The organism is Hymenobacter aerophilus DSM 13606 (assembly GCF_000382225.1).
In the GTDB taxonomy this organism is placed as follows: domain Bacteria; phylum Bacteroidota; class Bacteroidia; order Cytophagales; family Hymenobacteraceae; genus Hymenobacter; species Hymenobacter aerophilus.
The window spans coordinates 15,900-42,083 of the sequence record NZ_KB907807.1 but is presented as its reverse complement, the minus strand read 5'-3'; the positions used below and the strand labels follow the sequence as shown (position 1 = coordinate 42,083).

The window sequence follows — 26,184 nt, the reverse complement described above, 5'->3', positions numbered from 1 at the left end:
CAGAACGACAATCGTAAAACGACTCGTTTCGGCGTAGCAAGGTCCTTCGCTTTGCTCAGGATGACCGGCGGTCAGCTTGCCGCTTGTGGCTTGCGGCTAAAAAGAACTAGGCCGTTACCTGCGCGTCGAGCTTCTGGGCCAGTACGTGCTTGGGCACGGCGCCTACCTGCTTATCAACCACCTGCCCGTTCTTGAAAACGAGCAGGGTCGGGATGCTGCGGATGCCGAATTTGGCCGATGTCTGGGGGTTGGCGTCCACATCGACTTTGCCGATGACGGCTTTGCCTTCGTACTCACCGGCCAGTTCCTCTACCACCGGGCCTACCATGCGGCAGGGGCCGCACCACTCGGCCCAGAAGTCCACGAGGACTGGCTTATCGGAGTTGATGATTTCGTCGAAGTTGGCGTCGGTGATTTCGATTGCTTTATGTGCCATGGTGTTGGTCAGTTTTAATTAAATGGAACAATGCTCTTCTACGGACAAGTAGCCCGCAAGGTAGCAGATTGTGATTCAACAAGGCCCGGCCCGGAAAGTTCGTTTCGCCTGGCGGCCCGGTTTGGGCGGCCGGTTCTGTCCCGTTCTTTGGGCTGGTCGCACTTTCGTTTGCCAGCACCCGCTAAGCACTTAAGGTCGAGGGAAGCGTTATGGAGCCATAATTTTATTTAAACCAGATAATCTATAAAAATGAAGATGGCTATACCCCTTTGAATATATCTTAAATTTCTGCCTATGAAGACGTTGGTAAATTTTATAGTTGTTGTTGAATATTGTAAGGCCGACAGTAAATAGTGCTATTCCGTGGCGGTGCTCATTCTTCATTAACGAGGTATTTAATAACGGAAGTGCCCTTGCAGCGTACATAGAAGGGTAAGATTTGCTTTCCACTTCCTGTATGCCTTCCGACACCAACCTGCCTCCCGCCGCCGATAAAGCCAACTTTCCGGCAGCTAATGAACGGCTTGACACCGCCGCCCGGCAGCCGATGGTGCTGCCCGTAATAGAAGAGCAGGCATTGATAAGCCGCGAGGTAGTAGAGAGTGGCCGGCTGCGCATCCGCAAAACGGTACAGCAGGTCGAACAGCCCGTGCAGGTAACGCTCCAGCACGACGAAGTGCAAGTCGAGCATGTACCCGTGGATCAATTTGTGGCTGATGATGCCCCGCTGCCCGGCAGCCGCCAGGAGGGCGACGTGCTCATCGTACCGATTCTGCGCGAAGTGGTGGTAACGCGGGTGCTGATTGTTGAAGAGCTGCACATCAGCAAGCGCGTGGTGGAGGAAGACTTCACCAGTACCGTGCAGCTGCGCCAGGAGCAGATTCAGGTGGAGCGCGACTCGCTTACCCCGGACTCTGCTGGCAATACTCCTTGATTTTTTCTTCCTTTCTCTTTTTTATTAACTTATAAATCAACACCATGCAAACTGTAGTAGGAATTTTCGATAATGCTGAACACGCTCGTCAGGCCGCCCAGGAACTCAAAACTGCCGGCTTCTCGCTCGACGATGTAGATACCATCTCCCGCGACTCGAAGGATGGTAGCAATTACTATAACAGCACCGGCACGGCTACCGAAGCCGTTGGCAACGCAGCCGGCCGCACCGGCGACGGCATCAGTAACTTCTTCAGCAACCTGTTCGGCGACGATGACGATGCCAACCGTTACTCGCACGTGGCCCGCAACAGCAACTCGATGGTAACGGTGCATTGCAAAACGGCCGACCACGCCCACAAGGCCGCCGAAATTCTCGACCGCGCCGGCGCCATCAATGTAGATGAAAAGGCCGCGCAGACCGGCTACCAAGGTGCCGCCTCGGCCAACGCCATGACCGGCAACGCTGCCAATACCGGCAACAACGAGGTATCGGCCAAGGTAATCGAGGAGAAGCTGAACGTAGGCAAACGCGTGGAGGAAACCGGTGGTGCCCGTCTGCGGAGCCGCATTGTAGAGCGCCCCGTAGAAGCCAGCGTGCGTCTGCGCGAGGAGCACGTAAATGTGGAGCGTACTCCCGTCAACCGTCCGGCTACGGAAGCCGACTTCAATGCCTTTAAAGAAGGCGAAGTGGAAGTAACCGAGCGTGCCGAGCGGGCCGTAGTGGGCAAAGAAGCCCGCGTGGTAGAAGAAGTAACGCTGGGCAAAGAAGTAACCGAGCGCGAAGAAACCATCCGCGACACGGTGCGCAAAACGGAAGTGGACGTCGAGCAGCTCGGCACCAAAGATGTGCGCAACGACCAGAACATGAATAAGTAGCGGTTGGGCCGGAAGCCTTCCGGTTTTGCCAATACACTAAAACTCCCCACCCGGTATTCCGGGTGGGGAGTTTTTATTTTGCATACGCCCGGGCTTTAGCGTGTGTTTGCATTGCGCTGCCGGTCAATGTCGTTGAGGTCGGCCTCACCCTGTTCCGCCGATACCCACTCCCAACTGGGCCGCTTGCTGGCGCCCGCATTCGCCGTTACGCGCAGGTAATTGAGGCCGGCGGGGTTGGGGATGATGAGCTGGCAGGGAAAGCCCGGCAGCTCCAGGCACAACCGCAGCAGCTGGCCCGGATAAGGCCACGGAATTTCCAGGTACTCCTGCGGCGTCAATGCCCCCGCCGCGTGGTCGTCGAGTGAGAATCGTATTGGCGCGGTCGAAACGTCGGCGTAGCGGTACATATAGATATAGGCCGTGTCGGTGCGGGCCGGGGCCGGTTGCAGCGGGTTAGGGAATTGCCCGGCCTGCCCGGTGCGCATGTCCACAGCGTAGCCCATCGGCTCGGCCGAGTGGTCGATGGCTCCTACCCGGGAAGCGCCGGCGCCCAGCGCGGCTGCCTGCATCATCGCGCGCCCCTGGGCCTCCACCTTAGCCTGCATGTAGGCTACGTCAGGCGGCGCCTCGCCCACAAACGTGAAAAAATTGTGGTGGCGAACCAGCGGGAAAAAGCTTTTCTGGTGCTGCACAAACAGCTGGCGGCCATCAGAAAATCCCCAAATCTGTTTGGCTGGCTGGGTCTGATTCTTTACGTTCATTATTTTAACCCGCAACCGGGGCACCCCGCGCCAGCCAAGCCGGGCCTGGGGGGCGCCAGCCCCGAAGGCCACCGTATCGGCCGCGGCCCGCAGGCTGGGGTCGGGCGTATTGGCCAGAAATTGCTCGAAAGTGGCGTAAACGCCCGGTCGGAGCGTTTCCTGCAGAATGGCCGGAGGGGCGCCGGCGGTAGCGGCGGCCGAAACCGCCGGCACGTCGGTGGGCAGTTGGGCGAGCGTGAGGGCGGGGCCGGTAGGGCGCTCTGCCCAGTGATAGGTGGTAAGCTGCTCCAGGCACTTTTGCAGCAGCAGCGCTACGTGTTCGGCATGGAGGCCGGTGCTTTCGAGCGCCCTGGTAGCGGTATGCGCCGCCACGCTGCGCACAAAGTGGTAACCATCAGGCTGGTGCTCGTACACGTCGGCCGCCATATCGGCGCTGGCCTGCTCCACCATACCCACCATCTGCTCGCCCACGCGCAGCTGGCGCAGGCACAGCACCACGGCGTGGTCGGTGGGGCGGGCGGGCAGCTGCCGTTGCACAAACTCGGTCAGCTCGGTTTCCAGGTCCTGCCGGAACATAACCACTGTCGTCCGGTTGCTGAACCCCTTGTATACCATGCCAATAAGCGGCTTACCGGGCCGCCCATCCACTACCTGCTCCACATGCACCGTGCGCGAAGGCAGCGTTATCTGCTGGTATTTCAGGTCGAGGTAAAACTGCCCCAGGGCCGCCGGTGCCAGCAAAACAGCCGACAAAAAAGCCAGCGCAACAACGCCCCGGCGAAAAGATAGCCGCATTTTCAAATGTAGAATCTGATAAAAAACTGCCGCCACAACTCGTTGAAGTCAGGGCGGCAGTAAAAATCAGCTTAATCAGCGAAAAATCAACCTAATCAGTGATTTATATCAGCTGGCAGGCCTCGATTTCCATCTCGCGCATCTTGCGGATGAACTCCTTGGGCTCAATGCGGTAGCGGCGCGAGTAGGTATCGACGGCCAGGTGCTCGTGGGGCTCGGCGAACTTGATTTCGAGCTTTTTCGAGCCGGCGGCGCCTTCTACGGCTTCCATGAAACGGTCCATGAAGGGCTCGGTGATGGTGCGCAAATCGAGCTGCACGCGCACGCCGTTCGAGAGCTTCTCGGCCACGTTGAACAGCGGCTCCATCGTCATGATTTTGAACTCGAACTGGTCGGAGTCGCGGAAGCGCTGGGCGTACTTGCCGCGGATGAACATGGGCGGCACCTGCTCCTTGTCGTAGTTGCGCGGGTTTATCAGGGCCGAAAACTTCGAATAGTCGTCGCGGAACAGGGCCAAGTTGAGGCTGGATTCGTAGTCTTCGATGTTGAAGCTGACGAAAGGCTGGCCGGTTTTGGTGGTTTTGAACAGCACGTTGGAAATCAGCCCGGCCACCGTAATGTCGCGGTTCTTGTAGCTCTCAATCTTATCGAGCCCGCAGGTGCAGTACGAGTCGATTTCCAGCTTGAAGTCGTCGAGTGGGTGGCCCGAGAGGTAGAAGCCGACCACTTCCTTTTCGCGGCGTAGCTTCTCGGTGGGGCTCCAGGGCTCCATATCCTGAATCTTGGGCATCGGAATGGCCATTTCGCCGCCGCCGCCACCAAACAGGCTTTGCTGCGCCGACTCCTTGGCCGCCTGGTGCTGCTGGCCCACTTTCATGGCCTTCTCAATCAGGCTCTGGTCGTTGCCGGGCGCTTCCATAAACTGGCGGCGGTGGTAACGGTCGAACGAGTCGAAGGCGCCGGCCTGGGCCAGACTCTCGAAGGTTTTCTTGTTGACGGCCCGCAGGTTCACACGGCGCGAGAAGTCGAAAATGTCGCCATAAGGGCCGTTCTGGTCACGCTCCTGCACGATTTCCTCCACCGCCGCCTCGCCCGCGCCCTTCACGGCCGCCATGCCAAAACGAATCTGGCCCTGCTTGTTCACGTTGAACTTGAGGATGGATTCGTTCACGTCGGGCCCGAGCACGGCCACGTTCTGCTTGCGGGCTTCCTCGATAAAGAAGGTCACCTTCTTGATGTCGCCCATGTTGTTGGTGAGCACGGCGGCCATGTACTCGGCCGGGTAGTGGGCCTTGAGGTAGCCGGTCTGGTAGGCCACCAGCGAGTAGGCGGCCGAGTGGGAGCGGTTGAAGCCGTAGGCCGCGAACTTCTCCATCACGTCGAACACCTCGTTGGCCTTTTTGGCCGCAATGCCGTGCAGGGTTTTGGCGCCCTCGCAGAATTTCTCCCGCTCCTGGGCCATCTTCTTCATGTCCTTTTTGCCCATCGCCCGGCGCAGCAAGTCGGCGCCGCCCAGCGAGTAGCCGGCCAGAATCTGGGCCGCCTGCATAATCTGCTCCTGGTACACCATAATGCCCTGCGAGTAGTTCAGGATGGGCTCCAGCAGCTCGTGCGGGTAATCGACCTCCTCGCGGCCGTGCTTGCGGTTGATGAAGTTGGGGATGAACTGCATCGGGCCCGGCCGGTACAGGGCGTTCATGGCAATCAGGTCCTCGATGTTGGTGGGCTTGAGGTCCTTGAGGTACATGCGCATGCCCTCACTCTCGAACTGGAACGTGCCGATGGTGTCGCCGCGCTGGTAGAGCTCGTAGGTTTTCAGGTCATCAATCGGAATCTCGTCGATGTCGATTTTGATGCCGTGGTTTTTCTCAATCAGGTTGATGGCGTCCACGATAATCGTGAGCGTCTTCAGTCCCAGAAAGTCCATTTTCAGCATCCCGGCACTCTCAATCACCTTGCCGTCGAACTGGGTGATGAGCAGGTCCGAATCCTTGGAAGTCGAAACCGGAATGTACTTGGTGATGTCGTCGGGGGCGATGATGACACCGGCGGCGTGGATGCCGGTGTTGCGCACCGAGCCTTCGAGCTGGGTGGCGAGGCGCAGAATGTGGCCCCGCAGGTTGTCGGGCGCATCGTCGCGCCGAATCATATCGAGCTCCTGGTTTTCGGCGAAGGCCTTGGTGAGCGTGGTGCCCACCTGGTCGGGCACCATTTTCACGAGGTCGTTGGCCACCGGCAGCGGCAAATCCATCACCCGCGACACATCCTTGATGCTGCTTTTGGCGGCCATCGTGCCGAAGGTGATAATCTGGGCCACCTGGGTTTTGCCGTACTTGTCCACCACGTAGTCAATCACGCGCTGGCGGTTCACGTCGTCGAAGTCGATGTCGATATCGGGCATCGACACGCGCTCGGGATTCAGGAAACGCTCGAACAGCAGCGAGTACTTAATCGGGTCGATGTTGGTGATGCCGATGCAGTAGGCCACGGCCGAGCCCGCCGCCGAGCCCCGGCCCGGCCCGATGGCCACGCCATTGTTGCGGCCGTGGTTGATGAAATCCTGGGTGATGAGGAAGTAGCCGGCAAAGCCCATCGTCTCAATCACGCGCAGCTCGTAATCCAGCCGCTCCTCAATTTCGGGCGTACGCTCGGAGTAGCGCCGCTTCTCGCCCTCGAACGCCCCTTTATACGTAAGGTGACGCAGGAAAGCGTCGGCATTGGCATGCTCGGCCGGAATCGGGAAGTTGGGCAGCAGAATATCGCGCTGCAGCTTGGGTGGCGTGATTTTGTCCACGATTTCGTTCGTGTTGTCCACGCTTTCCGGCACGTCGGCGAACAACGCGTTCATCTCGGCCTGGCTCTTGAAATAGAACTGGTCGTTGGCGAAGCCGAAGCGCGACTTGGGCCGGGGGGCCTGGGCCTCCTCATCGATGCGCTGGAGCTGGCGGCGCACGGCGGCATCCTGGCCCGCCAGGGGCCGCAGGTTGTCGAGGTGGTCGTAGAGGACTTTGTTGTCCTGGGAAATCAGCCGGAAATACTGGGTCTGGAAGTCGCCCACCGGGATGCTGTGCTCCTCGCCGGTGTTCACGCACAGCAGAATGTCGTGGGGCGCGAAGTCGGTCTGGTCGACGTAGTGCGAGTCGTTGGTGCAGATAACCTTGACGTTGTACTTTTTGGCCAGCCCGAGCAGCACCTGGTTCACGTCTTCCTGGCTTTTGCCGGTGCCGTCGAAGTTCATCAGCCCGTGGCGCTGAATCTCGATGTAGTAATCGTCCTCAAACAGGTCAATCCACCACTTCAGCAGCTCCTCCGCCTTGGCCTCGCTCTCGAACAGAATAGCCTGGGGAATTTCGGCCCCGATGCAGCAGGACGTAGCAATCAGGCCCTTGTGGTATTTCAGCAGCAGCTCCTTATCAATGCGCGGAAACTTGCTGTACACGCCCTCAATGAAGCTCATCGAGCAAAGCTTGCTCAGATTGTGGTAGCCGTCCTGGTCCTTGGCCAGCAGCAGCTGGTGGTAACGCTTGTCCCGCTCGCCCTTTTCGCGACTGAAGGCCTTTTTGTGGCGGTCGGCCACCATATAGAACTCGCAGCCCACAATGGGCTTCACGTTGTACTTGTTGGCTTCGGCCACGAAGTTGAACGCCCCGAACATGTTGCCGTGGTCCGTCAGGGCCACCGCCGGCATGCCATCGGCCTGGGCCTTCTTCATCAGGCCCGAAATGGAGGCCTGCCCATCGAGCAGCGAATATTGGGTGTGCGAGTGCAGGTGCGAGAAAACGGGCATAAGCGGAGCGCGCCGGGCCATCAGGACCCGCCGCGAAAAGTAAAGTTACCGCCGCCGGGCCGGAAAGGAAAGTTGGAAAAGCAGCGCTTTTTGCGTAATCAGGTAAACGAATTGCCAGCGTGGCCGCCGCATTGCATAAACACGCCGCCGGTAAGCCCCAGAGGCAACCCCGGCGGCTGAATTGCAGGGAAGTAGCGGGGCGGTGGCGGCAGGAATAGCAAAAGCCATAATTCTAGTGGAGAATAATTCTCCACTAGACCGAACATCTGCTTACCTTAGCGGTAGTTCACCGCACAGCAACCGTTCCGCAATCCACCAACTCACCCATACCACATGGCACACGACGAGAAACATTCCGCCCCAAATGGCCAGAACGGCCACGATAAGGGTACTGGCCAGGATGGCCGCACCCTTACCACCCGCCAGGGCCACCCGCTCAGCGACAACCAGAACCTGCGCACGCTGGGCAACCGCGGCCCGGCCACGCTCGAGAACTACCAGTTCATCGAAAAAATCAGCCATTTCGACCGGGAGCGGATTCCGGAGCGCGTGGTGCACGCCCGCGGGGCCGGCGCCCACGGCACCTTCGAAGCCTACGGCAAGGTGGGCGACGAGGACATTGCCAAGTACACGCGTGCCAAGCTGTTCAACACCAAGGGCAAGGAAACGCCCGTGTTCGTGCGCTTTTCTACGGTGGGCCACGGCGGCCACTCGCCCGAAACGTTGCGCGACCCGCGCGGCTTCGCGGTGAAATTCTACACCGAAGACGGCAACTGGGACCTAGTGGGCAACAACCTGAAGGTGTTCTTCATCCGCGACGCCATGAAGTTTCCGGACCTGATTCACTCGCAGAAACCCGACCCGGTGTATAACCGCCAGAGCGGGGAGCGGATTTTCGACTTCATCTGCAACACGCCCGAGGCCATGCACATGGTGGCGTTCGTGTTCTCGCCCTGGGGCATTCCGGCCAACTACCGCCAGATGCAGGGCTCGGGCGTGAACACCTATAAGTGGGTGAACGCGCAGGGCGAGGCTATGCTGGTGAAGTATCACTGGGAGCCAATGGAAGGCGTGAAAAACCTGACCCAGCCCGAAGCCGAGAAGATTCAGGCCAAGAACTTCAACCACGCCACCCAGGACCTGTACGAGAACATCAAAAAGGGCAACTTCCCGAAGTGGGAGTTGCGCGTGCAGCTGATGAGCGACGACGAGCACCCGGAGCTGGACTTCGACCCGCTCGACGACACCAAAATCTGGCCCGAAGACCAGTTCCCGCACCTGCCCGTGGGCATGATGACGCTCAACCGCAACCCCGAGAACTACTTCGCCGAGGTAGAGCAGGTGGCTTTCGGAACGGGCGTGCTGGTAGATGGCCTAGACTTCTCGGACGACAAGATGCTGCAGGGCCGCACCTTCTCGTACTCCGACACCCAGCGCTACCGCGTGGGCCCCAACTACCTGCAGCTGCCCATCAACGCGCCCAAAGCCCGCGTGGCCACCAACCAGCGCGACGGCCAGATGACCTACCACGTCGATGCCGCGCCTGGCCAGAACCTGCACACCAACTACGAGCCGTCCTCGCTCAATGGCCTGACCGAAGCCAAGCCGGCCGGTCCCGACCATATGCCCGAGTACAACGGCCGCCTGATGCGCCAGAAAATCGACCGCGAAAACAACTTCCAGCAGGCCGGCGAACGGTACCGCCTGCACGAAGACTGGGAGCGCGACGACCTGATCAACAACATGTCGGGTGCGCTGGCCGGCGCCGCCGAGGTGATTCAGAACAAGATGATTGAGTTGTGCACCAACTGCGACCCGGATTGGGGCCAGCGCCTGCGCGAAGGCATTGCCAAAGCCAGCAAGATGATGAAGGACGAGGAAGCCGTGGAAGAAGCCGAGAAAATGTCCCACGAAGCCAAGCCGTATTAAGGCTTCGCACTCCTGCCTAAACCTGAAAAATCCCGGCCACCTGCGAAAGGTGGCCGGGATTTTTTTGAGGATAATTAGGTGTAGAGACGCGATGGGCCGCGTCGCTACAACCGGGCAGTTGCTTCAGATGCCTTCGGCTGGGGCCGTTACCGAATCCATCGTTTCGCCGGGCTCGGGCACGGCTGGCTCCGGAGCCAGCTCCGCGGCCGAATCGAGCTTGTCTTCTTCCACCCTAATTGTATCGGGCTGGATATCGAACAGGGTGGGGGCAGCGGCTTCCAGGTTCTCGTCGATGCCGTCATCATTTGCATCAGAACGGGCCTCGCGGGTAGGACTGCGCTTTTCAGCTGGGCCGGCCGAGGTGCCCGCATAGTGCTGCACGGCCCAGCCGCCCGCCCCAATACCGGCCAGCAACCCCAGGACCAGCGCCACCCGGGGCCACTGCAGCTGCCACTGACCCGATGCCGGGCGCGGTCCGACTGCACTGCCGGCCGCCGGGCGCTTGCGCGCTACCGGAGCCGGCTGCGCGGCCGGAGCCGCTGGTGCGGTGGGCGGAACAGCGGCTGCAGCACCGGCGGCTCCGGCCGCGGGACTAGTGGCAGCCGGCCGGGCCTGGAGCTGCTGCACCTGCTGGCCCAACTGCTGCATGCGGGCCTCCAACTCGCGGTTACGCGCTTCGGCTTCCTGGCGCGAGGCGGTAATGGCGGCGGCCAGGGCATTTTTCTCCTGAGTCTCGGCGGCCAGCCGGGCCTGCAGGGCGGCTACTTCGGCGGCGGCGGTAGGCGTAGCAGCCAGCTGCTGCCGGAGCTGGGCAATGCTCTGTTCGCGGGCGGTTTCGCGAGCTTCCATCTGCAGGCGCTGCTGCTGCAGCTCGGCAAACAGCTGCTGCCGAAGCTGCTCCAGCCGCCGCTGCTCGGCTGCCGTGTCGGTAGCGGGGGCCGGCGGGAGGGGGGCCACGCCGTAGGGCGGGTCGGCGGGCACATCGGCGGCGCCGAGCCAGTTCCAGAGCTGCCGGGCCTTCTGCTCCCAGAAGCCTGTCGGGTAGGTATCAGCATTATCCTCGTCATCGTCGAGGAGGCTACTGGCCCATTTCTCCAGCGCGTCGGCGGGTAGCGGCAATGCCGCTGGCAACTCGCGGAGCCGTTGGGGCAGGGCTTCGAGTAGGGTAGCAGGCCAGCCGGTGCTGGCCGGGCCTGCTCCGATGGCGAAGCCCGCAATGGCCGCGGCGGGCACCGGCGGCAGCTCAGGCCAGGTGCCCAGCCAGGCCGCCAGCGCCGTTTGCTGCTCATCGGGCGTGGCGCTGCCTGGTGCTGCAGTGGCATCGGATTGCAGGATAACCACCCGGTCCGGCAGCACGGCCACGGCGGGCAGTGTCAGCACTTCGGAAACCGGGAGGTTAGCCAGTAGCAGCCCCTGCGCGCCGTCGGCCTCCAGCGCGTCACCCAGGGCTGCAAACCAGGTAGCGGCGGCGGCATCAGGGAAGGGGGCGAAGGTGAGGCGGTGGAGCATAGCGGGCAGAAAGGCGACCAGAACGGTAAAAGTACGCTTCGTAGCGCCGGGCGTTCTACTCTTGTGCTATCGTCGCCGGAGTACGTTTTGCGCTAGGCTCTTTTCGGCCCGCTACCCGCGTGGCTTAATGGAGACTCGCTTTTTCGCGCTGGCGTTGATGACCTTCAGCAGTTCAAGCGCATCCTTACCCGATTCTTTTTGCAGCTGCGCCTCTTTTAGCGCCGCCTGTGCCGTCACCCTAGCCGTAGTCGGGCGGTGGGCCTGCTGTAGCAGCTTGGCGTGCAGCAGCAGGTTTTCGTAGTTGCGCTCCTGCTTCAGCAACACCGGCATCACGTCCAGCACTGCCGCTACGGCTTGCTGCTGCCGGGCCGGGCCTTGCTCCTTGCCAAAGTAGTAAACATACTTCGCCGTGGTAAGCAACATGTTTGTGTTAGGGTCTGGCAACTGGCTGTACCGGCGCGTGGCCCGGGCGTACCCGACCCAGTCGCGACGCATTTCCAAAAAGGTGATGGTAGCAAGGAGATTAGCCTGTGCGGTATCAGCAAAGCTGGTTTTGATGAGCTGCTGCAACTCTTGGAACGCTTGATTACCGGGTTGTTCACCTGCCTCCGATGCTAGGCTTCTAAGCGCCTGCTGCGCTTTTCGCTGCCGCTCCTGGGTTGAAAACCAGGGCGCGAAGTCATCCTGGTGAGTCAGGAAGAACTGGTTGGTCTGCGGCGTGTACTGGGCAAAAATATAGCGCAGGTTCTGCTCGCTCCGTAGCTGCTCCGCCGATTGCGTAGTCAGATACTCGGCCACAACTTGGGCCTGCGGGACTTCTCTTCGGGTAGGAAAGTTTAGGGCGCGGGAGTAGCGGTAAAGTAAATCGGGCGTGCGGTTGCCGCTTTGATAGTGCCGTTGTAGTCCGTAAAACGCCGTTTCAGGTGCAAATGCGGCCCGGGCATCGGCCACGAAGTCAGCCGCCGGTTTCGAGCCGCCGCTGCGGTGCAGCGGGCTACCCGCTTCGTCGAGGTAGAGGTAGGTTGGAAAGGAGGCAATATCGTAGCGGCGGGTAAAGGCTGTGTCCACCTCAATATTTACCTTGAATGCTACGAACGTGTTGTTGTAGTAGGCCGCAGCCGCGGGGTCCTGAAAAGTGCTTTTCTCCATCTCGTGGCAGAAGTGGCAGCCGGGCGCATAAGCGTACACGAAGATGGGCCGGTGGGTCTGCCGGGCCTTTTCCAGCACGGCGCTCCAAGAGGTCGGCTCAAAAGCCAGGCCAGCGGTTTGGGCACGGGCCACAAGGTTAAGCAGGCATAGCAGCCCCAGCGTAATCATTCGTTTCATAATCAGACAAATCAGACAAATAAAACTGCTGTTGCCAGCCGCCGGCCAGCACAAAATAACGGGCGGAAGGTAGCGTATTTTCGCTATAAAACCTGCCAAAACGGCCGGCCCCGCACCCCGGCCCGAAGTGTGCCGTACAACCGGCCTATGGCTTCACCTTCTGATTCCTTTTTCGCTAAAAAGCCCCGCGCCGACGGCAAGCCCGCCCTTACGGTGCGGGAACGGTTCTCGGCCCTCAAAAACCTGCCGGCTTTTCTGCGCCTGATTTGGCAGACCAGCCCGGCCCTGACGCTGGGCAACGTGGCGCTGCGCCTGCTACGGGCGGCCCTGCCGGTGGCCATGCTCTACGTGGCCCAGCTCATCCTCGACTCCATCATCGGCCTGAGCCGCCAGCCGGCCGAGGCCCGCGAGCTGACTCCCGTCCTCACGCTGGTGGCCCTGGAGTTCGGCCTGGCCATTCTCTCCGATGCCCTGGGCCGGGGCGTGGCCCTGCTCGACTCGCTGCTCGGCGACCTGTTTGCCAACCAGACCTCCATCCGGCTGATGGAGCACGCCGCCGAGCTCGACCTCGACCAGTTCGAGGATAGCACCTTCTACGACAAGCTGGAGCGGGCCCGCCGGCAGACGCTTTCGCGCACCGTGCTCATGTCGCAGGTGCTCAGCCAGGCCCAGGATGCCATTACGATGGGTTTTCTGGCCGTGGGCTTGGTGGCGTTCAATCCCTGGCTGCTGGTGCTGCTGCTGGTAGCCGTGGTGCCGGCGTTCCTAGGCGAGTCGCACTTCAACGAGCGCAGCTACTCGCTGGTGCATGGCTGGACGCCCGAGCGCCGCGAGCTGGACTACCTGCGTCAGACCGGCGCCTCTGACGATACGGCCAAGGAGGTCAAAATCTTCGGCCTCTCAACCTTTCTCACGGATAGATTTCGCACGCTGTCCGACGACTTCTACCAGAAAAACAAGGCGCTGGTCGTGAAGCGGGCCGGCTGGGGCACGTTCTTCGCGGCGGTGGGCGCGGCGGGCTACTACGCGGCCTACGTCTACATTATTATGCAGGCCGTGGCGGGCGTGGTTAGTATTGGCCAGCTCACGTTTCTGGCCGGCTCGTTTGCCCGCATGCGGGGTTTACTCGAAGGAATTCTAAGCCGGTTCAGCGCGGTGGCCGAAGGGGCGCTGTACCTGCAGGACTTCTTCGATTTCTTCCAGCTCCAGCCCCGCATCCGCCGCGACGAGAGCCAGCCGGTGCGGCCCTTCCCCAACCCAATTCGGGAGGGCTTCACGTTTGAAAACGTGGGCTTTAAGTACCGCAACGCCGAAAAGTGGGCCTTGCGCAACCTCAATTTCCGGCTGCGGGCCGGCGAGAAGCTGGCGCTGGTGGGTGAGAACGGGGCCGGCAAAACCACGATGGTGAAGCTGCTCTCGCGCCTTTACGACCCCACCGAGGGCCGCATTCTGCTCGACGGCTACGACCTACGCGAGTACGACCCGCGCGAGCTGCGCCAGGAAATCGGCGTCATTTTCCAGGATTTCGTGCGCTTCCAGCTGCCGGCCGGCCAGAACCTGGCGGTGGGCCGCATCGAGCAGCAGCACAACCGCCCCCGCATCGAGCAGGCCGCCGCCCAAAGCCTCGCCGACTCGGTTATTGCCAAGCTGCCCGCCGGCTACGACCAGATGATTGGTCGCCGCTTCAACGGCGGCGTGGACCTGAGCGGGGGCGAGTGGCAGAAAATTGCCCTCGGCCGCGCTTACATGCGCGACGCCCAGCTGCTGATTCTCGACGAGCCCACCGCCGCCCTCGACGCCCGCGCCGAGTACGAGGTATTCCAGCGCTTCAACGACCTGACACGAGGCAAAACGGCCGTCCTGATCAGCCACCGCTTCAGCACCGTGCGCATGGCCGACCGCATTCTTGTCATCGAAAACGGCCAGTTCGTAGAAATCGGCAGCCATGAGGAGCTACTGGCCAAGGGTGGCCGCTATGCCGAGCTGTTCAAGCTACAGGCCGCCGGGTATCAGTAAGAGTAGGATTAGTCAAAGAGGTTTGACTGTCGTCCCGATGTACGAAGAAAATTCGTAGTATAAATAGCCACATTGGTTTGTGACACGCTTGATTTATGAAATCTAAAAGACGGTATGCCGAACTAGATGCTCTAAGAGGTGTAGCTTCCCTGCTGGTATTCTTCTTTCATGCTACGATGGATCGGCAAGGGTATAATAAAATATTTAAAATAGGAGTAACGGGAGTTGATCTGTTTTTTATCATTAGTGGATTTGTAATATTCATGAGCTTGCAAAGAGTAAAGGATGGTAAGGAATTTGTAGTAAACAGAGTTAGTAGACTTTATCCTACTTATTGGGTATGTGTGATATTTACATCTGTATTGATGGTTATTCACTCCTTGTACAGGCATAAATTTGATATTGATATTTTAAAAATATTATCTAACTTGACAATGTTCCAGTATTACTTTGGGGTTGATGATATCGATGGCTCATACTGGACAATGATAATAGAAATGCTTTTTTATATATTAGTCTTTATTTTATATATTTGTGGTGCTTTAAATCGCATAATATTTATTATGTTTTCTGTTAGCTTGTCTTTTGTTGCTTTTTGTTACTTCAAGAATGATGGAGAGATAATTTCATCATTAATTAATCAATTTCCTCTATTTCAATTTGTGCTCTTGTTCTTGTCTGGCATACTGTTTTACAAAATTATGCATTATCAGCTAGAAGCATTTAATGGTTATTTAATGATAATTTTATGTTTACTGATTCAAATAGCTTTATTTCCTTATGTAGGAAGGTCAAGAATATTTATTAGCTGGTTAGAATATAGTGTGATAATTATTGGCTATTATTTTATATTTTGGTTGTTTGTAAATGGGTATATCAAAGTAATTGCAAATAATTTATTATTGCTATTTGGTAAGATATCATTTGCTTTGTATTTGTCGCACTCTTACATAACATTTTATCTAATCATACCTTTGTTTCATGGTAAGATAGGTGTGAATTTTTGGATTGTTGTCTTGTTTATCAACCTGCCAATAGTTGTCTTAGTGTCTTATGTGATTACTTACTATATTGAAATACCGGTTTCAAAGTATATGAAAATGAAATTGAGGAGAAAATACAGTTAAGTTATTAAGCTGACTTTGGTCTTATTATTTTTAATTAAAATTAGAGACTCATACCAAGTAGTTACAATACTGTTTTTGTTTAACGTCATTAGGTTTCTCTTCTTCTCCAGCCATGCTAACCTCCCCTAAGCCCCTCACCGAAACCGACCTTGAGCACCTGCGCCACTGCCTGCAGCTGGCCGAAGAAGCCCTGCAGGCCGGCGACGAGCCGTTTGGCTCGGTGCTGGTGAGTGGCAACAATAAGGTGCTGGCTACGGCCCGCAACCGCGTGAACGAGCTTAATAACCTGGCGCACCCCGAACTGGAGCTGGTGCGCTGGGCCGCCGACAACCTCTCGGCTGACGAGCGGAAGCGGGCCACGCTGTACACCAGCGGCGAGCATTGCCCGATGTGCGCCGCCGCTCATGGTTGGATAGGCGTGGGGCCGATTGTGTACCTGAGCTCGGCCCGGCAGCTGCAACAGTGGCTGCAGGAAGCCGGCGCGCCGGCGGCGCCCATCCGGTTTCTGCCGGTGCAGGAGTTGATTGTGGACGTGGAAGTGCGCGGGCCGGCCGAGGGCGAGCTGCTGGAGCAAATCAAGCAGCTGCAGTTGCGCTACCATGCCCGCCACGACGGTTAAATAGTGGGCCGGGCGGCAGCTGGCCGGCACCGGGGCCGCATAGGGCGGTCTTTTGCCGCGAAATGAAATAATTACCCTGACAGTCAATCGATAAGCGCGCCGGATTTCGTAGTTTAGTTAGTACGACTTCCTGCATTTTCTGCGTTTATGAAACAACTGTTTACCCTGCTGGCCGGTGGCACTTTGCTACTGTCGGGCTGCCTGATGTCGCGCGAGGCCCGCGTCGAGTCCGACTACAGCTATGCCGGGCAGTTCCGGCGCTACCGCACCTACGAGTTCGTGAGTGGCGAGGGCCTTAACTCCGATACCAGCCGGCTGGGCGAGGCCGTGCGCGACGCTATTCGGACCCGCCTGAAGGTGCAGGGCTACCGCCCGGCCCGCCGCCGCCCCGATCTGCTGGTCAACTTCCATTTGTTTGAGGGGGATATGCGCTTCCGGGGCTATCAGCAGGAAGATTTCACCCGGTGGGTAAAGGAGGGTGAAGCCGAAGATGAAAACACGCGCAAGGAGCAGCGCAAGGGCTACCAGCCGGTGCGGCTGCTGCTGTCGGAGGGCACGCTGCTGGTAACGCTCATCGATAACCAGTCGCGCCGGGCCATCTGGAACGGTTACGCTTCGGGCGTGAGCGTGCCGCCCGGCCCGCGGGGCGAAATAGTGCTGCGGCGCTCGGTGCGTTCCATTTTCGACCAGTACCACGTGTTCACGGCGGGCTACCTGAGCGGCCAAAGTCCGGCAGCCGGCCCCGACGAGGACTGAAACCGGGCCAGCACTCAGAAGCCGCCCCGGCTTTGCGCCGCCGACTTCCAGCGGCCAGATGACCAGTTATAGCCGCTCTGTTGAGGGCCGGCGCAGCCGCGCAGGCACCGGGGCAGGAAGAACCAAACGCCGCGGTTCGTAGTTTAGCGCTCAGTCTGGCGCCCGGTCTGAACCGGAGCCGGCTACCGGAAGCGCCCGTAGGTTGCTTCCAGAGCGGCTTGCCGGCTGGCAGGCTGCCAACCTCACCCTTGTGGCAGAGTGGCCCCCGCTGCTATTCCGCAGCATTGCCACTGCATGGCCCGTCCCCTCAAGTTTACCAACGTTCAGCGCTCCACGTTTTTTGCCACCGTGCGCGCGCGGGCCGACGCCTATTTCCGCGACAACCATCTTTCGCGCCACGCCAACGGGGCCATGTGGGCCAAAACCCTCTTTTTCCTGGCGGCCTTCGTGCTCACCTACGCCCTGATTCTGTCGAACCAGTTTGGGGTGGCTGCCATGGCCGGGCTGGCGGCGCTGCTGGGGGCCATCTGCGCTTTTATCGGCTTCAATGTGTGCCACGATGCGCTGCACGGCTCGTTTTCGGCCAGCAAGCGCGTCAATAAAACGCTGGGCTGGGTGTTCAACCTGATTGGGGCCAGCCCCTACGTGTGGAACATCACCCACAACGTGGTGCACCACACCTACACCAACATTGCCGGCCACGACGAAGACATTGAAGTGGCGCCGGGCCTGATTCGGCTGGATGCAAGCGAGCCGGTGCGCCCGATTCAGCGGTTTCAGCACTGGTACGCGTTTCCGGTGTACGGGCTGGCCTCGCTTTCGTGGGTGCTGCGCAAGGACTACAAGAAGTTTTTTCAGCCCAAAATCGGGCAGCAGGTGGCCAACCATCCGCGGCGCGAATACTTCAACCTGTTTTTCAACAAGGCTATTTATTACGCGCTGTTTATCGTGCTGCCGCTGTTGGTGCTCGATATTGCGTGGTGGCAGTTTGTGCTGGGCTTTGGGCTGATGCACTTTGTGGAGGGCCTGACGCTGGGCCTCGTGTTTCAGCTGGCGCACGTGGTGGAAGGCACGGCCTTCCCACTGCCCGACAAGCAAGGCGACTTGCGCGAGGCCTGGGCCGTGCACCAGCTGCGCACCACCGCCAACTTCGCGCCCCACAGCCCGCTGGCCAGCTTCCTGTGCGGGGGGCTCAACCGCCAGATCGAGCACCACCTGTTCCCCAAAGTCTGCCACATCCACTACCCGGCGCTGGCCCGCATCGTGCGCCAAACGGCCCACGAGTTCGGCCTGCCTTACCTGGAAAACCGCACGTTTCTGGGCGCTTTGCAGTCGCACCGCCGGGTGCTGCGGCAGTTGGGGGCCGAGGCCTGGGTGGCCGCCGCCAAGCCGGTGCGCGAGCCGGCTGCGGCTTAGCAGTTGCGCGAAGCGAGCCTTTGCCCGCTGGCGGGATTTCTGCTCTGGCCAATAAAAAGTACCTTCGGCCCGGTTTTGGCCCGGCGGGGCCAACAGCAACTTTCCGCGCCTTTTTTATGAAGATGATTTTCTCCCGGCGCCAGCTCGTTGGGCTGCTGGCGGGCACTGCCGGCCTGCTGGCTACGGCCTCCTGCACCGCACCGCGCGCCATCGTGAGCACCGGCAAAGTAACGCCCCGGGGCGAGTTTCGGGTGGGTGGCAACCTGGCCTTCAACGTGCCCACCGAAACCATCGATAAGGCCGGCTCCACGCTCAAATCGGCGGCCCGCGACCTGGCCCGCAAAGACACGGTGCGCTACAACCAAACCATCGAGAAGCTGCAGGTGGCGGCCCTCGCCTACGCCCTCGACCCGGTGCGGCCCTCGTCGGATTTGTACCTGCGCTACGGCGTTATCGACCGGCTCGATGTGGGCTACAAGTACGCGTTCGGCTCGCACGTTTTCGACGCCATGTACCAGTTTCTGGGGCCGGTGGGCACGGTTGAAAACCCCGGCACCCGCCAGCCCGGCGTCACCTATGCCAGCATCGGCCTGCAGTACGCCACCCAGCGCACCAAGCTGCCCAGCATTCCTTTTCTGGATGATGTGAACACGCTGCTCGGCTTCCGGGCCTCGCGCCACGACCTGCTAGTGCCGCTGGTATTCAGCCAGTCGCTGGGGGCCGAGGAGGAAATCGGGGCCATTTCCTACGGGCTGGTGTACGCCCACACTTTCCTGCGCTACGGCCTCACGCCCGGCAGCCTGTTCAACGGGACGGTTAAGGTATCCGAGCTGCCTACGGTGCGCCATGGTTTCGGCTCGTACGGCGCCTTTTTCAATGCCAAGCTGGGCTACTGCTACGTGTATGTGATTCCGGCGCTGTCGGTTTACTACCAGAACTACGGCGAGTACCAGCTGCTCAACAACAAAACCGCCAAGCTCAGCGGCATGACGTTTATTCCGAGCCTGGGGCTGCAGTTCCGCATTCCGGGGTCCTCGGCGCGGCGGTAGGTGTAAAAACTATGTGATAACAAAGCACTGTCATTCTGAGCAAAGCGAAGAATCTCGCGTGCCACAGTAATTTCTTTCTTAGGGCTTACGCAGAACGACTGTAGCGCGAAGCTTCTGCTTCGCGTATCGTTGCTCATTGTTAGGTGGTTATGTTCAACGGTGCGCGAAGCGGAAGCTTCGCGCTACAAGCCTACGGCCCCCTTTTGCGTAAGTCCTATTTCTATAGGATTACCATTGCACGCGAGATTCTTCGCTTTGCTCAGAATGACAGTTTTTAGTCACCACCCAATGAAAATTCTGTACGGAGTGCCCGGCGAGGGGCTGGGGCACGCCACCCGCAGCAAAGTGGTTATCGGCCATTTGCTGAGCCAGGGCCACGAGGTGCGGGTGGTGAGCAGCTCGCGAGCCTACCAGCTGCTGGCAGCGGCTTTTCCGGGCGGGCGGGTGCATGAAATCAAGGGTTTCCACCTGGCGTATAAGAACATTACGGTGTCGAAGTCGCGCACGGCGGGGCTGGTGCTGCGTACGGCGCCGGAGAGTCTGCGCGTCAACTTCGGCAAGTACCGCGAGCTGCTGCGCGACTTCGAGCCCGAGGTGGTGATTTCCGATTTCGAGTCGTTCAGCTACTTCTACGCCCAGTGGAAGGGGCTGCCGGTCGTCAGCATTGATAACATGCAGATTATCAGCCGCGCAACGCTGGACGTGGCCGTGCCCGCCGCCGAGCGGGGCAACCTGGCGCTGGCCCGCCGCATCGTGCAGGCCAAGCTGCCGCGCAGCCATCATTATCTGATCAGCACGTTTTTCCGGCTCCCGCTGCATAAGGAGCGCACCACGCTGGTACCGCCCATCCTGCGGCCCGAGGTGCTGGCCCTGGAGCCCACCCGCGGCAGCCACGTGCTGGTGTACCAATCGGCAACCACCCAGCAAAACCTGGTGGCCCAGCTGCAGCAGTTGCCGGGCCAGGAGTTTCGGGTGTACGGCTTCAACCGCGAAGAAAGCCACGGTAACGTGCAGCTGCGGGCCTTCAGCGAGGCCGGTTTCCTGGCTGATCTGGCCAGCGCCCGGGCCGTGGTAACCAACGGCGGCTTTTCGCTCATCAGCGAAGCCGTGTATTTGCGCAAGCCCATCTGCGCGGTGCCCATCCCAGCCCAGTTCGAACAGTTCCTCAACGCCGCCCAGGTTGAGAAGCTCGGCTACGGCCGCCACTTCATCAGCCTCACACCCGACAACCTCAAGGCCTTCCTCTACGACCTGCCGGGCTTCGAGGCGGCCCTGCAGCCATACGAGCAGCAGGGCAACGAGGAGCTGTTTGCGGCGCTGGAAGCGGTGCTGGCAGGGCTGGGTAAGTAGCGTAAGCCATTTGTCATCCTGAGCGGAGCGAAGGACCTATACAGAGGCTATTATCAGATGTTAGCCTCCGTATAGGTCCTTCGCTCCGCTCAGGATGACAGGCCGTTTTGGCTGTTCCTAAGTTCGGCCAGTCTTATCCTCACCTCCGCCAGCCGCTGCTGCTTGGCGGCTTCGCGGCGGGCAGTGGCCGTGGGCGTCCAGTAGCGGTGGCTGCCTAAAAAGCGCACCTGTAGCTCCAGCCAGGCAGTTTCGTCGGCCATCCGGCCCCGGGTTTTAAGCTCCTCGAACAGGGTCTGGCTGATGGGCCAGAAGTCGGCGGGGCGGCCGAGGTAGTCGAGGTCGGCGTCGCACAGAATCTGGGCCAGGTGCGAGTTGCCGGGGCTCTGGGGCATTTGGGTGGCCATGATGAGCCGGCAGATTAGCTCAATCTGCGCTTCGGTGTAGCCAAAACCGGGCAGCGCCTGCCGGGCCAGCGCGCAGCCGGCGGCCTCGTGGCCCTGGTAAGTGGTCAGAAAACCGGAATCGTGGTAGAATGCCGCCGTGCGCAACAGGGCCAGCTCCTGCGCATCGGTAATGCCTTCGGCCCGGGCCAGCGAATCGGCCTGCTCGACCACGTCGAGGGTGTGGTGCGGGCCGTGATAAAGCAGGGTGGGGGAGAGGTGCCGGCGCAGCAGGTCGAGCACGTAAGTTTCGGCGCGGTGGCAATCCATATTCTTTTGAGCTACAAGCTACAGGCCGCAAGCTACAAGTCTTCGCGCTTATGGGCTGCAATGTTAAGCAGCGGGAAGTTGAGCCTGCTTGTGATTTACCGCTGGCCCGAAGGTGCCGGTCTGCCTGATCTTGCCAGTGATACGTCACAGCTTGCAGGTTGTAGCTCAAAGCTTGTAGCTTGCGGCTTGTAGCCTGCAGCTTCCCAAAAATGACCCTACTCGCCCGCTGGCAGCAATTACTGGGAGTCCGGCCGGAGGAGGGCCGCTCGGTGGGGCTGTTTTTCCTGCACAATTTCCTGCTCGGCATCGGCACCATTCTGGTGTACGTGGCCGCCAACGTCATCCTGCTCGAAAACCACCCCGAAACCAGCCTGCCGCTGGCCTACGGGGCTTCGGCGCTGGCCATGCTGGCGGCGGGACAGGTGTACGCGCACTACGAGCACCATTTGGGCCTGCAAACGGTGGCCGTGCGGGTGCTGCTGGCCGTGGTGGTGCTGATGGCCGTGATTGGCGTGCTGGTGGCTTTTGGCCGCTCGGTGGCGGCGGCAGTGGCCATTATGGCCGGCTACCGCGTCATCTACCTGCTCACCAACCTGGAGTTCTGGGGCGTGTCGGCGGTGGTGTTTGATGTGCGGCAGGGGCGGCGGCTGTTCAGCGTTATCAGCTCGGGCGATATGCCGGCCAAGGCCCTGGGTGCCGTGCTGGCCATATTGGTACACCACCACACCGAGCTGCTGTGGCTGCTGCTGCTGGCGTTTGCGGCCTACGTGGGGGCGCTGCTGGTGGTGCAAGCCACCAACCGCAGCCACCAGGTAGAGGTGCGCTCGGCCGCCCGCGCCGCCCGCCCCGAAACCGTGGCCGCGCCGCTGCGGCGCTGGCTGGGCAGCAGCCAGCTGGTGGGCACCATGTGCCTGAGCATGCTGCTGCTGGCGGCCGTTACCACGGGCATCGAGTACGCGTTTTTCATCAACGTAAAGGAGCGGTTTCACGATCAGGCGCTGGTAATGCGCTATGTAGGCACGGTGCTCACCCTTACGTATTTGGTGGCCATGCTGCTGAAGCTGGGCGTAACCGGCCGGGCCCTCGACTGGCTGGGGCCGCGCCGGGTGCTGCTGGCCCTGCCGCTGGTGCTGCTGGCCGGGTTTGCGCTGTTTGGCCTGAGCGGCCGGCTGGGCAGTTCGGGGCTGCTGCTGTACCTGTGCGGGCTGTTTCTGGTGCAGGAAGTACTGCGCCGTGCCTTCTTCGACCCGGTGTTTCTGGTGCTGTTCCAGCCGCTGCCCGCCGATGAGCGGCTACAGGCCCACACGCTGGCCAAGGGCGTGTACGAGCCACTGGGTTTGGGCCTGGGCGCCCTGCTGCTGCTGGGCCTGCCCACCAGTCTGGGCTGGCAGATTGGCTGGATGCTGGTGCTCATCGTGGGGGCCGCCCTGCTGCTTTACCGCACCTATGGCCACTACCTGGCCGAGCTGCACCACGCCGTAGGCCGCCGGTTCAGCGGGGAAGCCAATGCAAATGAGGCCACAATCAATGGCGGCAACGACACTGGAACAGCGCCCGCTGTAGCAACTGCATCGGCCCCGGCTGATAGACTCCCGGCCTCGGCCTTTGAAGAAGGCGAAATACAGGCGTTGATTGCGGCGCTGGCGGATAAGAAAACCCGCGGCCCGGCCACCCGCCAACTGCAGGCCCTGGGCGAAGCGGCCCTGCCAGCCCTGCGTCGCACCCTGCAGGCGCCTCGCCCCGCCGAGCCCGTACTGCGACGCGCCGCCAACCTGTGCAGCCAACTCCCGACACCGGAAAGCCGCCTGGCGCTGGTGCAGCTGGCCCAGCGGCCCGAGCTGACGTTCCGCGAAGCGGCCCTGCGCGCCCTGCGCCAGCCCGGCCCCAATCTGGCGGCCGATGCGCCTGCCTTCCGCAGCCTGCTGGGCCAGGAACTGCGGCTGGCCCGCGAGCTGCTGCACGGCCAGGCCCGGCTGCCGGCCGGGCCCCTGCACGCGGCCCTCGACTACGAGCTCAAGCGCGTCGAGCAGCGGCTGTTCGGGCTGTTGCAGCAGCTCTACCCGCCCCAGCCCATCCGCGACGCCCAGCGCCACGTGGCCCAGGCCGTGCGCGAGCGACAGGCCAATGCCCTCGAAATCCTCGATAACCTCATCGACCGCCCCACCTACCAGGCCCTGCAAACCTTGCTCGAAGTAGGCGCGCCCGCCGCCAAAGCGGCCCGCTTCGACCGGCTGCTGCCCGATGCGCCGGTGCCCGCGCCGCTGCTGGCCGCGGTGGTGGAGCGCGGCGAAACCACGTTTACCGACTGGACGGTGAGCCTGGCGTTGCGCGAATTGCCCCCGGCCCGCGCCCGGTTCGCGCTTTTGAGGCCCCACCTGACTTCGGCCAGCCCGCTGGTACGCGAAAGCGCGCTGGCTGCCGTGGTGCGCTGGGCCGCCACCCGCCCGGCCGCCTACCAGGCCGCCCTCACCGAAACCCCCACGCTCGCCGACCAGCTTATGAACCACGCCGCCGCTGCCGCCCATATTTCCGCCGCCGACCGGGTGGCCGTGCTCCAACGCACCGCCCTGTTTGCCGCCACGCCGCCCAACGTGCTCAGCGCCATCGTACCCATCATGCAGGAAGTCCAGTTCGGGCCCGACGAGCAGATATTTGCCCAGGGCGAGCTGGGAACCTCGCTGTTCATTGTGCACGAGGGCCAGGTCGGCATCTTCACCGGCGCCCGGCAGCTGGCTGCTTTCGGGCCGGGCGACTTTTTTGGCGAGCTGGCCCTGCTCGATGCCGAACCCCGCTCGGCCACGGCCCGCACCCTGGCCCCCACGCTGGCCTTCCGCCTCGACCAGGAAGATTTCTACGACGTGATGGAAGAGCGCCCCGAGGTGCTCCGCAACATCCTGCGCGTACTCTGCCAGCGCCTGCGCCGGCAAAACGAGGCGGGTGCGGTGAAATAGTGAGGTAGGGAATGAGTGAACTGTCCTGTCATTGCGAGCGGAGCGAAGCAATCCGGTCGTACAAAGCACGAAGCCCCGACAAACACTAGGCCCCTGACGCCAGCGCGGACGTCAGGGGCCTGGTGTTTTATTGGGCTTGTCATGTTGCTCTCACAGATTGCTTCGTCGTGCCTCCTCGCAATGACAGGCGGGTTAACCAAATCACCACGTCGCCACCTCACCAAATCACCGACCGCTACGCGACAACCTCGTAAATCATCACCGGCTCGGCCTTGTTCTTGAGGGCCACTTCCTGCAGCGGGCGGCACTGGAACGACTCTTTCAGGCGCTCGTAGGTGGATTCGGTGACGACGATCTGGCCGGGCTGGGCCGCCGCCTGCAAGCGCTGGCTCACGTTCACGTTGTCGCCGATAACGGTGTAGTCGAGGCGCTTGAGCGAGGCCGAACCGATGTTGCCCGACACCATTTCGCCGGTGTTGATGCCGATGCTGACCTGCGGCTGGTAGGGGCGGCCGTCGGGCAGCGTGTCGTGGTTGGCCTGCACCACGGCGCGGGCGGCCAGGGCCGCATCCACGGCCCTATCCAGGTGGTATTCGTTGCGGAACACGGCCATCACGGCGTCGCCCATAAACTTGTCGATGTAGCCGCCCTGCGCAATAATCTCCTTCACCATCTGGTCGAAGTAGCGGTTGAGCATCGTCACGATATCGGTGGGCGGCAGCACTTCGGAAAGCGAGGTAAAGCCGCAGATGTCGATGAAAACCACCGTGGCCTGCACCATTTCGGAAGCCATGAGCGTGTTCTTGAACTCGGGCCGGCCCACGAAGTTGAGCACCGTTTCATCGACGTACATGCGCAGGATGTTGTTTTCCTGGATGGCGCGCAGCGTCTGGCGCAGCTGCTGCACGTGCTGGGCCGTTTTATCAACGGTCAGCTCCAGGTCCTGGAAATCCACGGGCTTGGTCACGAAGTCGAAGGCCCCGCGGTTCATGGCCGTGCGGATGTTGTGCATGTCGCCGTAGGCCGAAATCATCACGGTTTTGAGCACCGGATTCACCTCGGGCACGCGGCTGAGCAACTCCAGCCCATCCATCACCGGCATGTTGATGTCGGAGAGGATGATGTCGAAATCGGTTTGCTGGCTCAGCGTGTCGAGGGCCTGCTGGCCATCGTGGGCAAACACGAACTCGTACACGTTTTCCCGGATTTTGCGCCGGAACTTCTGCTTGATGAGCAGCTCTAGGTCCGTCTCGTCGTCAACTACCAGAATCTTCGTTTTCATGGGCGGGGGCGTCATCGTGGGCGGCAAGATGCAGCAATTTCTGCTTCAGAGCCACAAAATCGACGGGTTTGGTCAGGAAGTCGCTGGCGCCCAGCTCCTGGGCCTGCCGGCGGCTGTCGTCGTCGCCGTAGGCCGTGAGCATCATCACCTGGGGCGGCGGGGGCGGGGCCGGATATTCCTGCCGGATGCGGCCCAGCAGCTCCAGCCCGCTCATGCCGGGCATGTTGATGTCGGACAGAATCAGTACCACTTCCGAGGCGTGCTCGTGCAGGTAGTCGAGCGCCTGTTCGCCCGAGTGGGCAAACGCAAAGTGCAGCTGCCCGCCCCGAATCTCGCGCCGGAACCGCTGTTCAAACAGCGCCCGCACGTCCAGCTCATCATCCACAACCAGTATGTTCATGCAGGTAAAGATATTCAGTTGTTGATTGGCAGCTGGCCGGCCATTAAACTCCGGCTCCGCCCGGCAGCTCGATGATGAATTCGGTGCCTTTTCCTTCCTCGGTTTCGAGGCTGAGCGTGCCGTTGTGGCCCTTGGTGATGATGTCGTAGCTCA

19 protein-coding genes are annotated in these 26,184 nt (G+C 60.7%); 11 read left to right on the top strand and 8 right to left on the bottom strand.

All coding sequences use genetic code 11. From position 1 onward, the window contains the following. Positions 1-106: 106 nt before the first annotated feature. Positions 107-436, bottom strand: coding sequence for a thioredoxin (gene trxA / locus H145_RS0107670; protein WP_019947557.1), 330 nt, complete (start codon positions 434-436; stop codon positions 107-109). A 457-nt stretch (positions 437-893) separates the two neighbouring features. Here trxA and H145_RS20410 point away from each other — a divergent pair, with 457 nt between their 5' ends. Both H145_RS20410 and H145_RS0107660 read left to right on the top strand, forming a co-directional pair. Further along, positions 894-1,370 carry a YsnF/AvaK domain-containing protein gene (locus H145_RS20410; protein ID WP_019947556.1) on the top strand — a complete coding sequence of 159 codons (477 nt, stop codon included), beginning with the start codon at positions 894-896 and terminating at the stop codon, positions 1,368-1,370. A gap of 44 nt (positions 1,371-1,414) precedes the next feature. Continuing rightward, entirely contained in the window at positions 1,415-2,248 is an 834-nt protein-coding gene (locus H145_RS0107660) for a YsnF/AvaK domain-containing protein (RefSeq protein WP_019947555.1), read from the top strand. Positions 2,249-2,343: 95 nt separating this feature from the next. Here the strand turns inward: H145_RS0107660 and H145_RS22655 are convergent, their stop codons facing one another. Then, positions 2,344-3,804 (bottom strand): hypothetical protein, encoded by a 1,461-nt coding sequence (locus H145_RS22655; RefSeq protein WP_157541352.1) that lies wholly within the window; start codon positions 3,802-3,804, stop codon positions 2,344-2,346. A gap of 103 nt (positions 3,805-3,907) precedes the next feature. After that, complete coding sequence (dnaE, locus tag H145_RS0107650) at positions 3,908-7,591, bottom strand: DNA polymerase III subunit alpha (RefSeq protein WP_026351340.1); 3,684 nt, start codon at positions 7,589-7,591, stop codon at positions 3,908-3,910. A 333-nt stretch (positions 7,592-7,924) separates the two neighbouring features. On the opposite strand from dnaE, the gene H145_RS0107645 reads away from it, so the two are divergent. Beyond that, positions 7,925-9,520 (top strand): catalase, encoded by a 1,596-nt coding sequence (locus H145_RS0107645; protein ID WP_019947552.1) that lies wholly within the window; start codon positions 7,925-7,927, stop codon positions 9,518-9,520. 123 nt (positions 9,521-9,643) lie between these two features. On the opposite strand, the gene H145_RS0107640 is transcribed toward H145_RS0107645, so the two are convergent. Then, on the bottom strand, positions 9,644-11,029 hold the full coding sequence (locus H145_RS0107640; protein ID WP_026351339.1) for a hypothetical protein: 1,386 nt from the start codon (positions 11,027-11,029) through the stop codon (positions 9,644-9,646). 111 nt (positions 11,030-11,140) lie between these two features. Beyond that, on the bottom strand, positions 11,141-12,346 hold the full coding sequence (locus H145_RS0107635) for a thioredoxin family protein (protein WP_019947551.1): 1,206 nt from the start codon (positions 12,344-12,346) through the stop codon (positions 11,141-11,143). Positions 12,347-12,502: 156 nt separating this feature from the next. On the opposite strand from H145_RS0107635, the gene H145_RS0107630 reads away from it, so the two are divergent. From H145_RS0107630 to H145_RS0107600, 7 genes are all read left to right on the top strand, one after another. Next, positions 12,503-14,371: an ABC transporter ATP-binding protein gene (locus H145_RS0107630; RefSeq protein ID WP_019947550.1), complete on the top strand. Its 1,869-nt coding sequence runs from the start codon at positions 12,503-12,505 to the stop codon at positions 14,369-14,371. Positions 14,372-14,466: 95 nt separating this feature from the next. Continuing rightward, positions 14,467-15,498, top strand: coding sequence for an acyltransferase family protein (locus H145_RS0107625; protein ID WP_071595144.1), 1,032 nt, complete (start codon positions 14,467-14,469; stop codon positions 15,496-15,498). A 112-nt stretch (positions 15,499-15,610) separates the two neighbouring features. After that, the gene (locus H145_RS0107620; protein WP_019947548.1) at positions 15,611-16,117 is read left to right on the top strand and encodes a nucleoside deaminase; all 507 of its coding nucleotides are present in this window, start codon (positions 15,611-15,613) and stop codon (positions 16,115-16,117) included. Between the two features lie 147 nt (positions 16,118-16,264). Beyond that, a complete protein-coding gene (locus H145_RS0107615) occupies positions 16,265-16,873 on the top strand; it encodes a DUF4136 domain-containing protein (RefSeq protein WP_019947547.1) in 609 nt (202 codons plus the stop codon). Between the two features lie 294 nt (positions 16,874-17,167). Next, positions 17,168-18,289, top strand: coding sequence for a fatty acid desaturase family protein (locus tag H145_RS0107610; protein ID WP_019947546.1), 1,122 nt, complete (start codon positions 17,168-17,170; stop codon positions 18,287-18,289). Between the two features lie 122 nt (positions 18,290-18,411). Continuing rightward, positions 18,412-19,338, top strand: a complete 927-nt coding sequence (locus tag H145_RS0107605) for a hypothetical protein (RefSeq protein ID WP_019947545.1) — start codon at positions 18,412-18,414, stop codon at positions 19,336-19,338. Between the two features lie 288 nt (positions 19,339-19,626). Continuing rightward, positions 19,627-20,688 (top strand): glycosyltransferase family protein, encoded by a 1,062-nt coding sequence (locus H145_RS0107600; protein WP_019947544.1) that lies wholly within the window; start codon positions 19,627-19,629, stop codon positions 20,686-20,688. A gap of 89 nt (positions 20,689-20,777) precedes the next feature. Here the strand turns inward: H145_RS0107600 and H145_RS0107595 are convergent, their stop codons facing one another. Then, entirely contained in the window at positions 20,778-21,398 is a 621-nt protein-coding gene (locus tag H145_RS0107595) for an HD domain-containing protein (protein WP_019947543.1), read from the bottom strand. Between the two features lie 209 nt (positions 21,399-21,607). On the opposite strand from H145_RS0107595, the gene H145_RS0107590 reads away from it, so the two are divergent. Then, the gene (locus H145_RS0107590; protein WP_019947542.1) at positions 21,608-24,349 is read left to right on the top strand and encodes a cyclic nucleotide-binding domain-containing protein; all 2,742 of its coding nucleotides are present in this window, start codon (positions 21,608-21,610) and stop codon (positions 24,347-24,349) included. Positions 24,350-24,584: 235 nt separating this feature from the next. Here the strand turns inward: H145_RS0107590 and H145_RS0107585 are convergent, their stop codons facing one another. Beyond that, on the bottom strand, positions 24,585-25,631 hold the full coding sequence (locus H145_RS0107585; RefSeq protein WP_019947541.1) for an adenylate/guanylate cyclase domain-containing protein: 1,047 nt from the start codon (positions 25,629-25,631) through the stop codon (positions 24,585-24,587). Beyond that, complete coding sequence (locus H145_RS0107580) at positions 25,606-26,031, bottom strand: response regulator (protein WP_019947540.1); 426 nt, start codon at positions 26,029-26,031, stop codon at positions 25,606-25,608. The genes H145_RS0107585 and H145_RS0107580 overlap by 26 nt, the downstream gene beginning before the upstream one ends. Positions 26,032-26,184 lie beyond the last annotated feature (153 nt).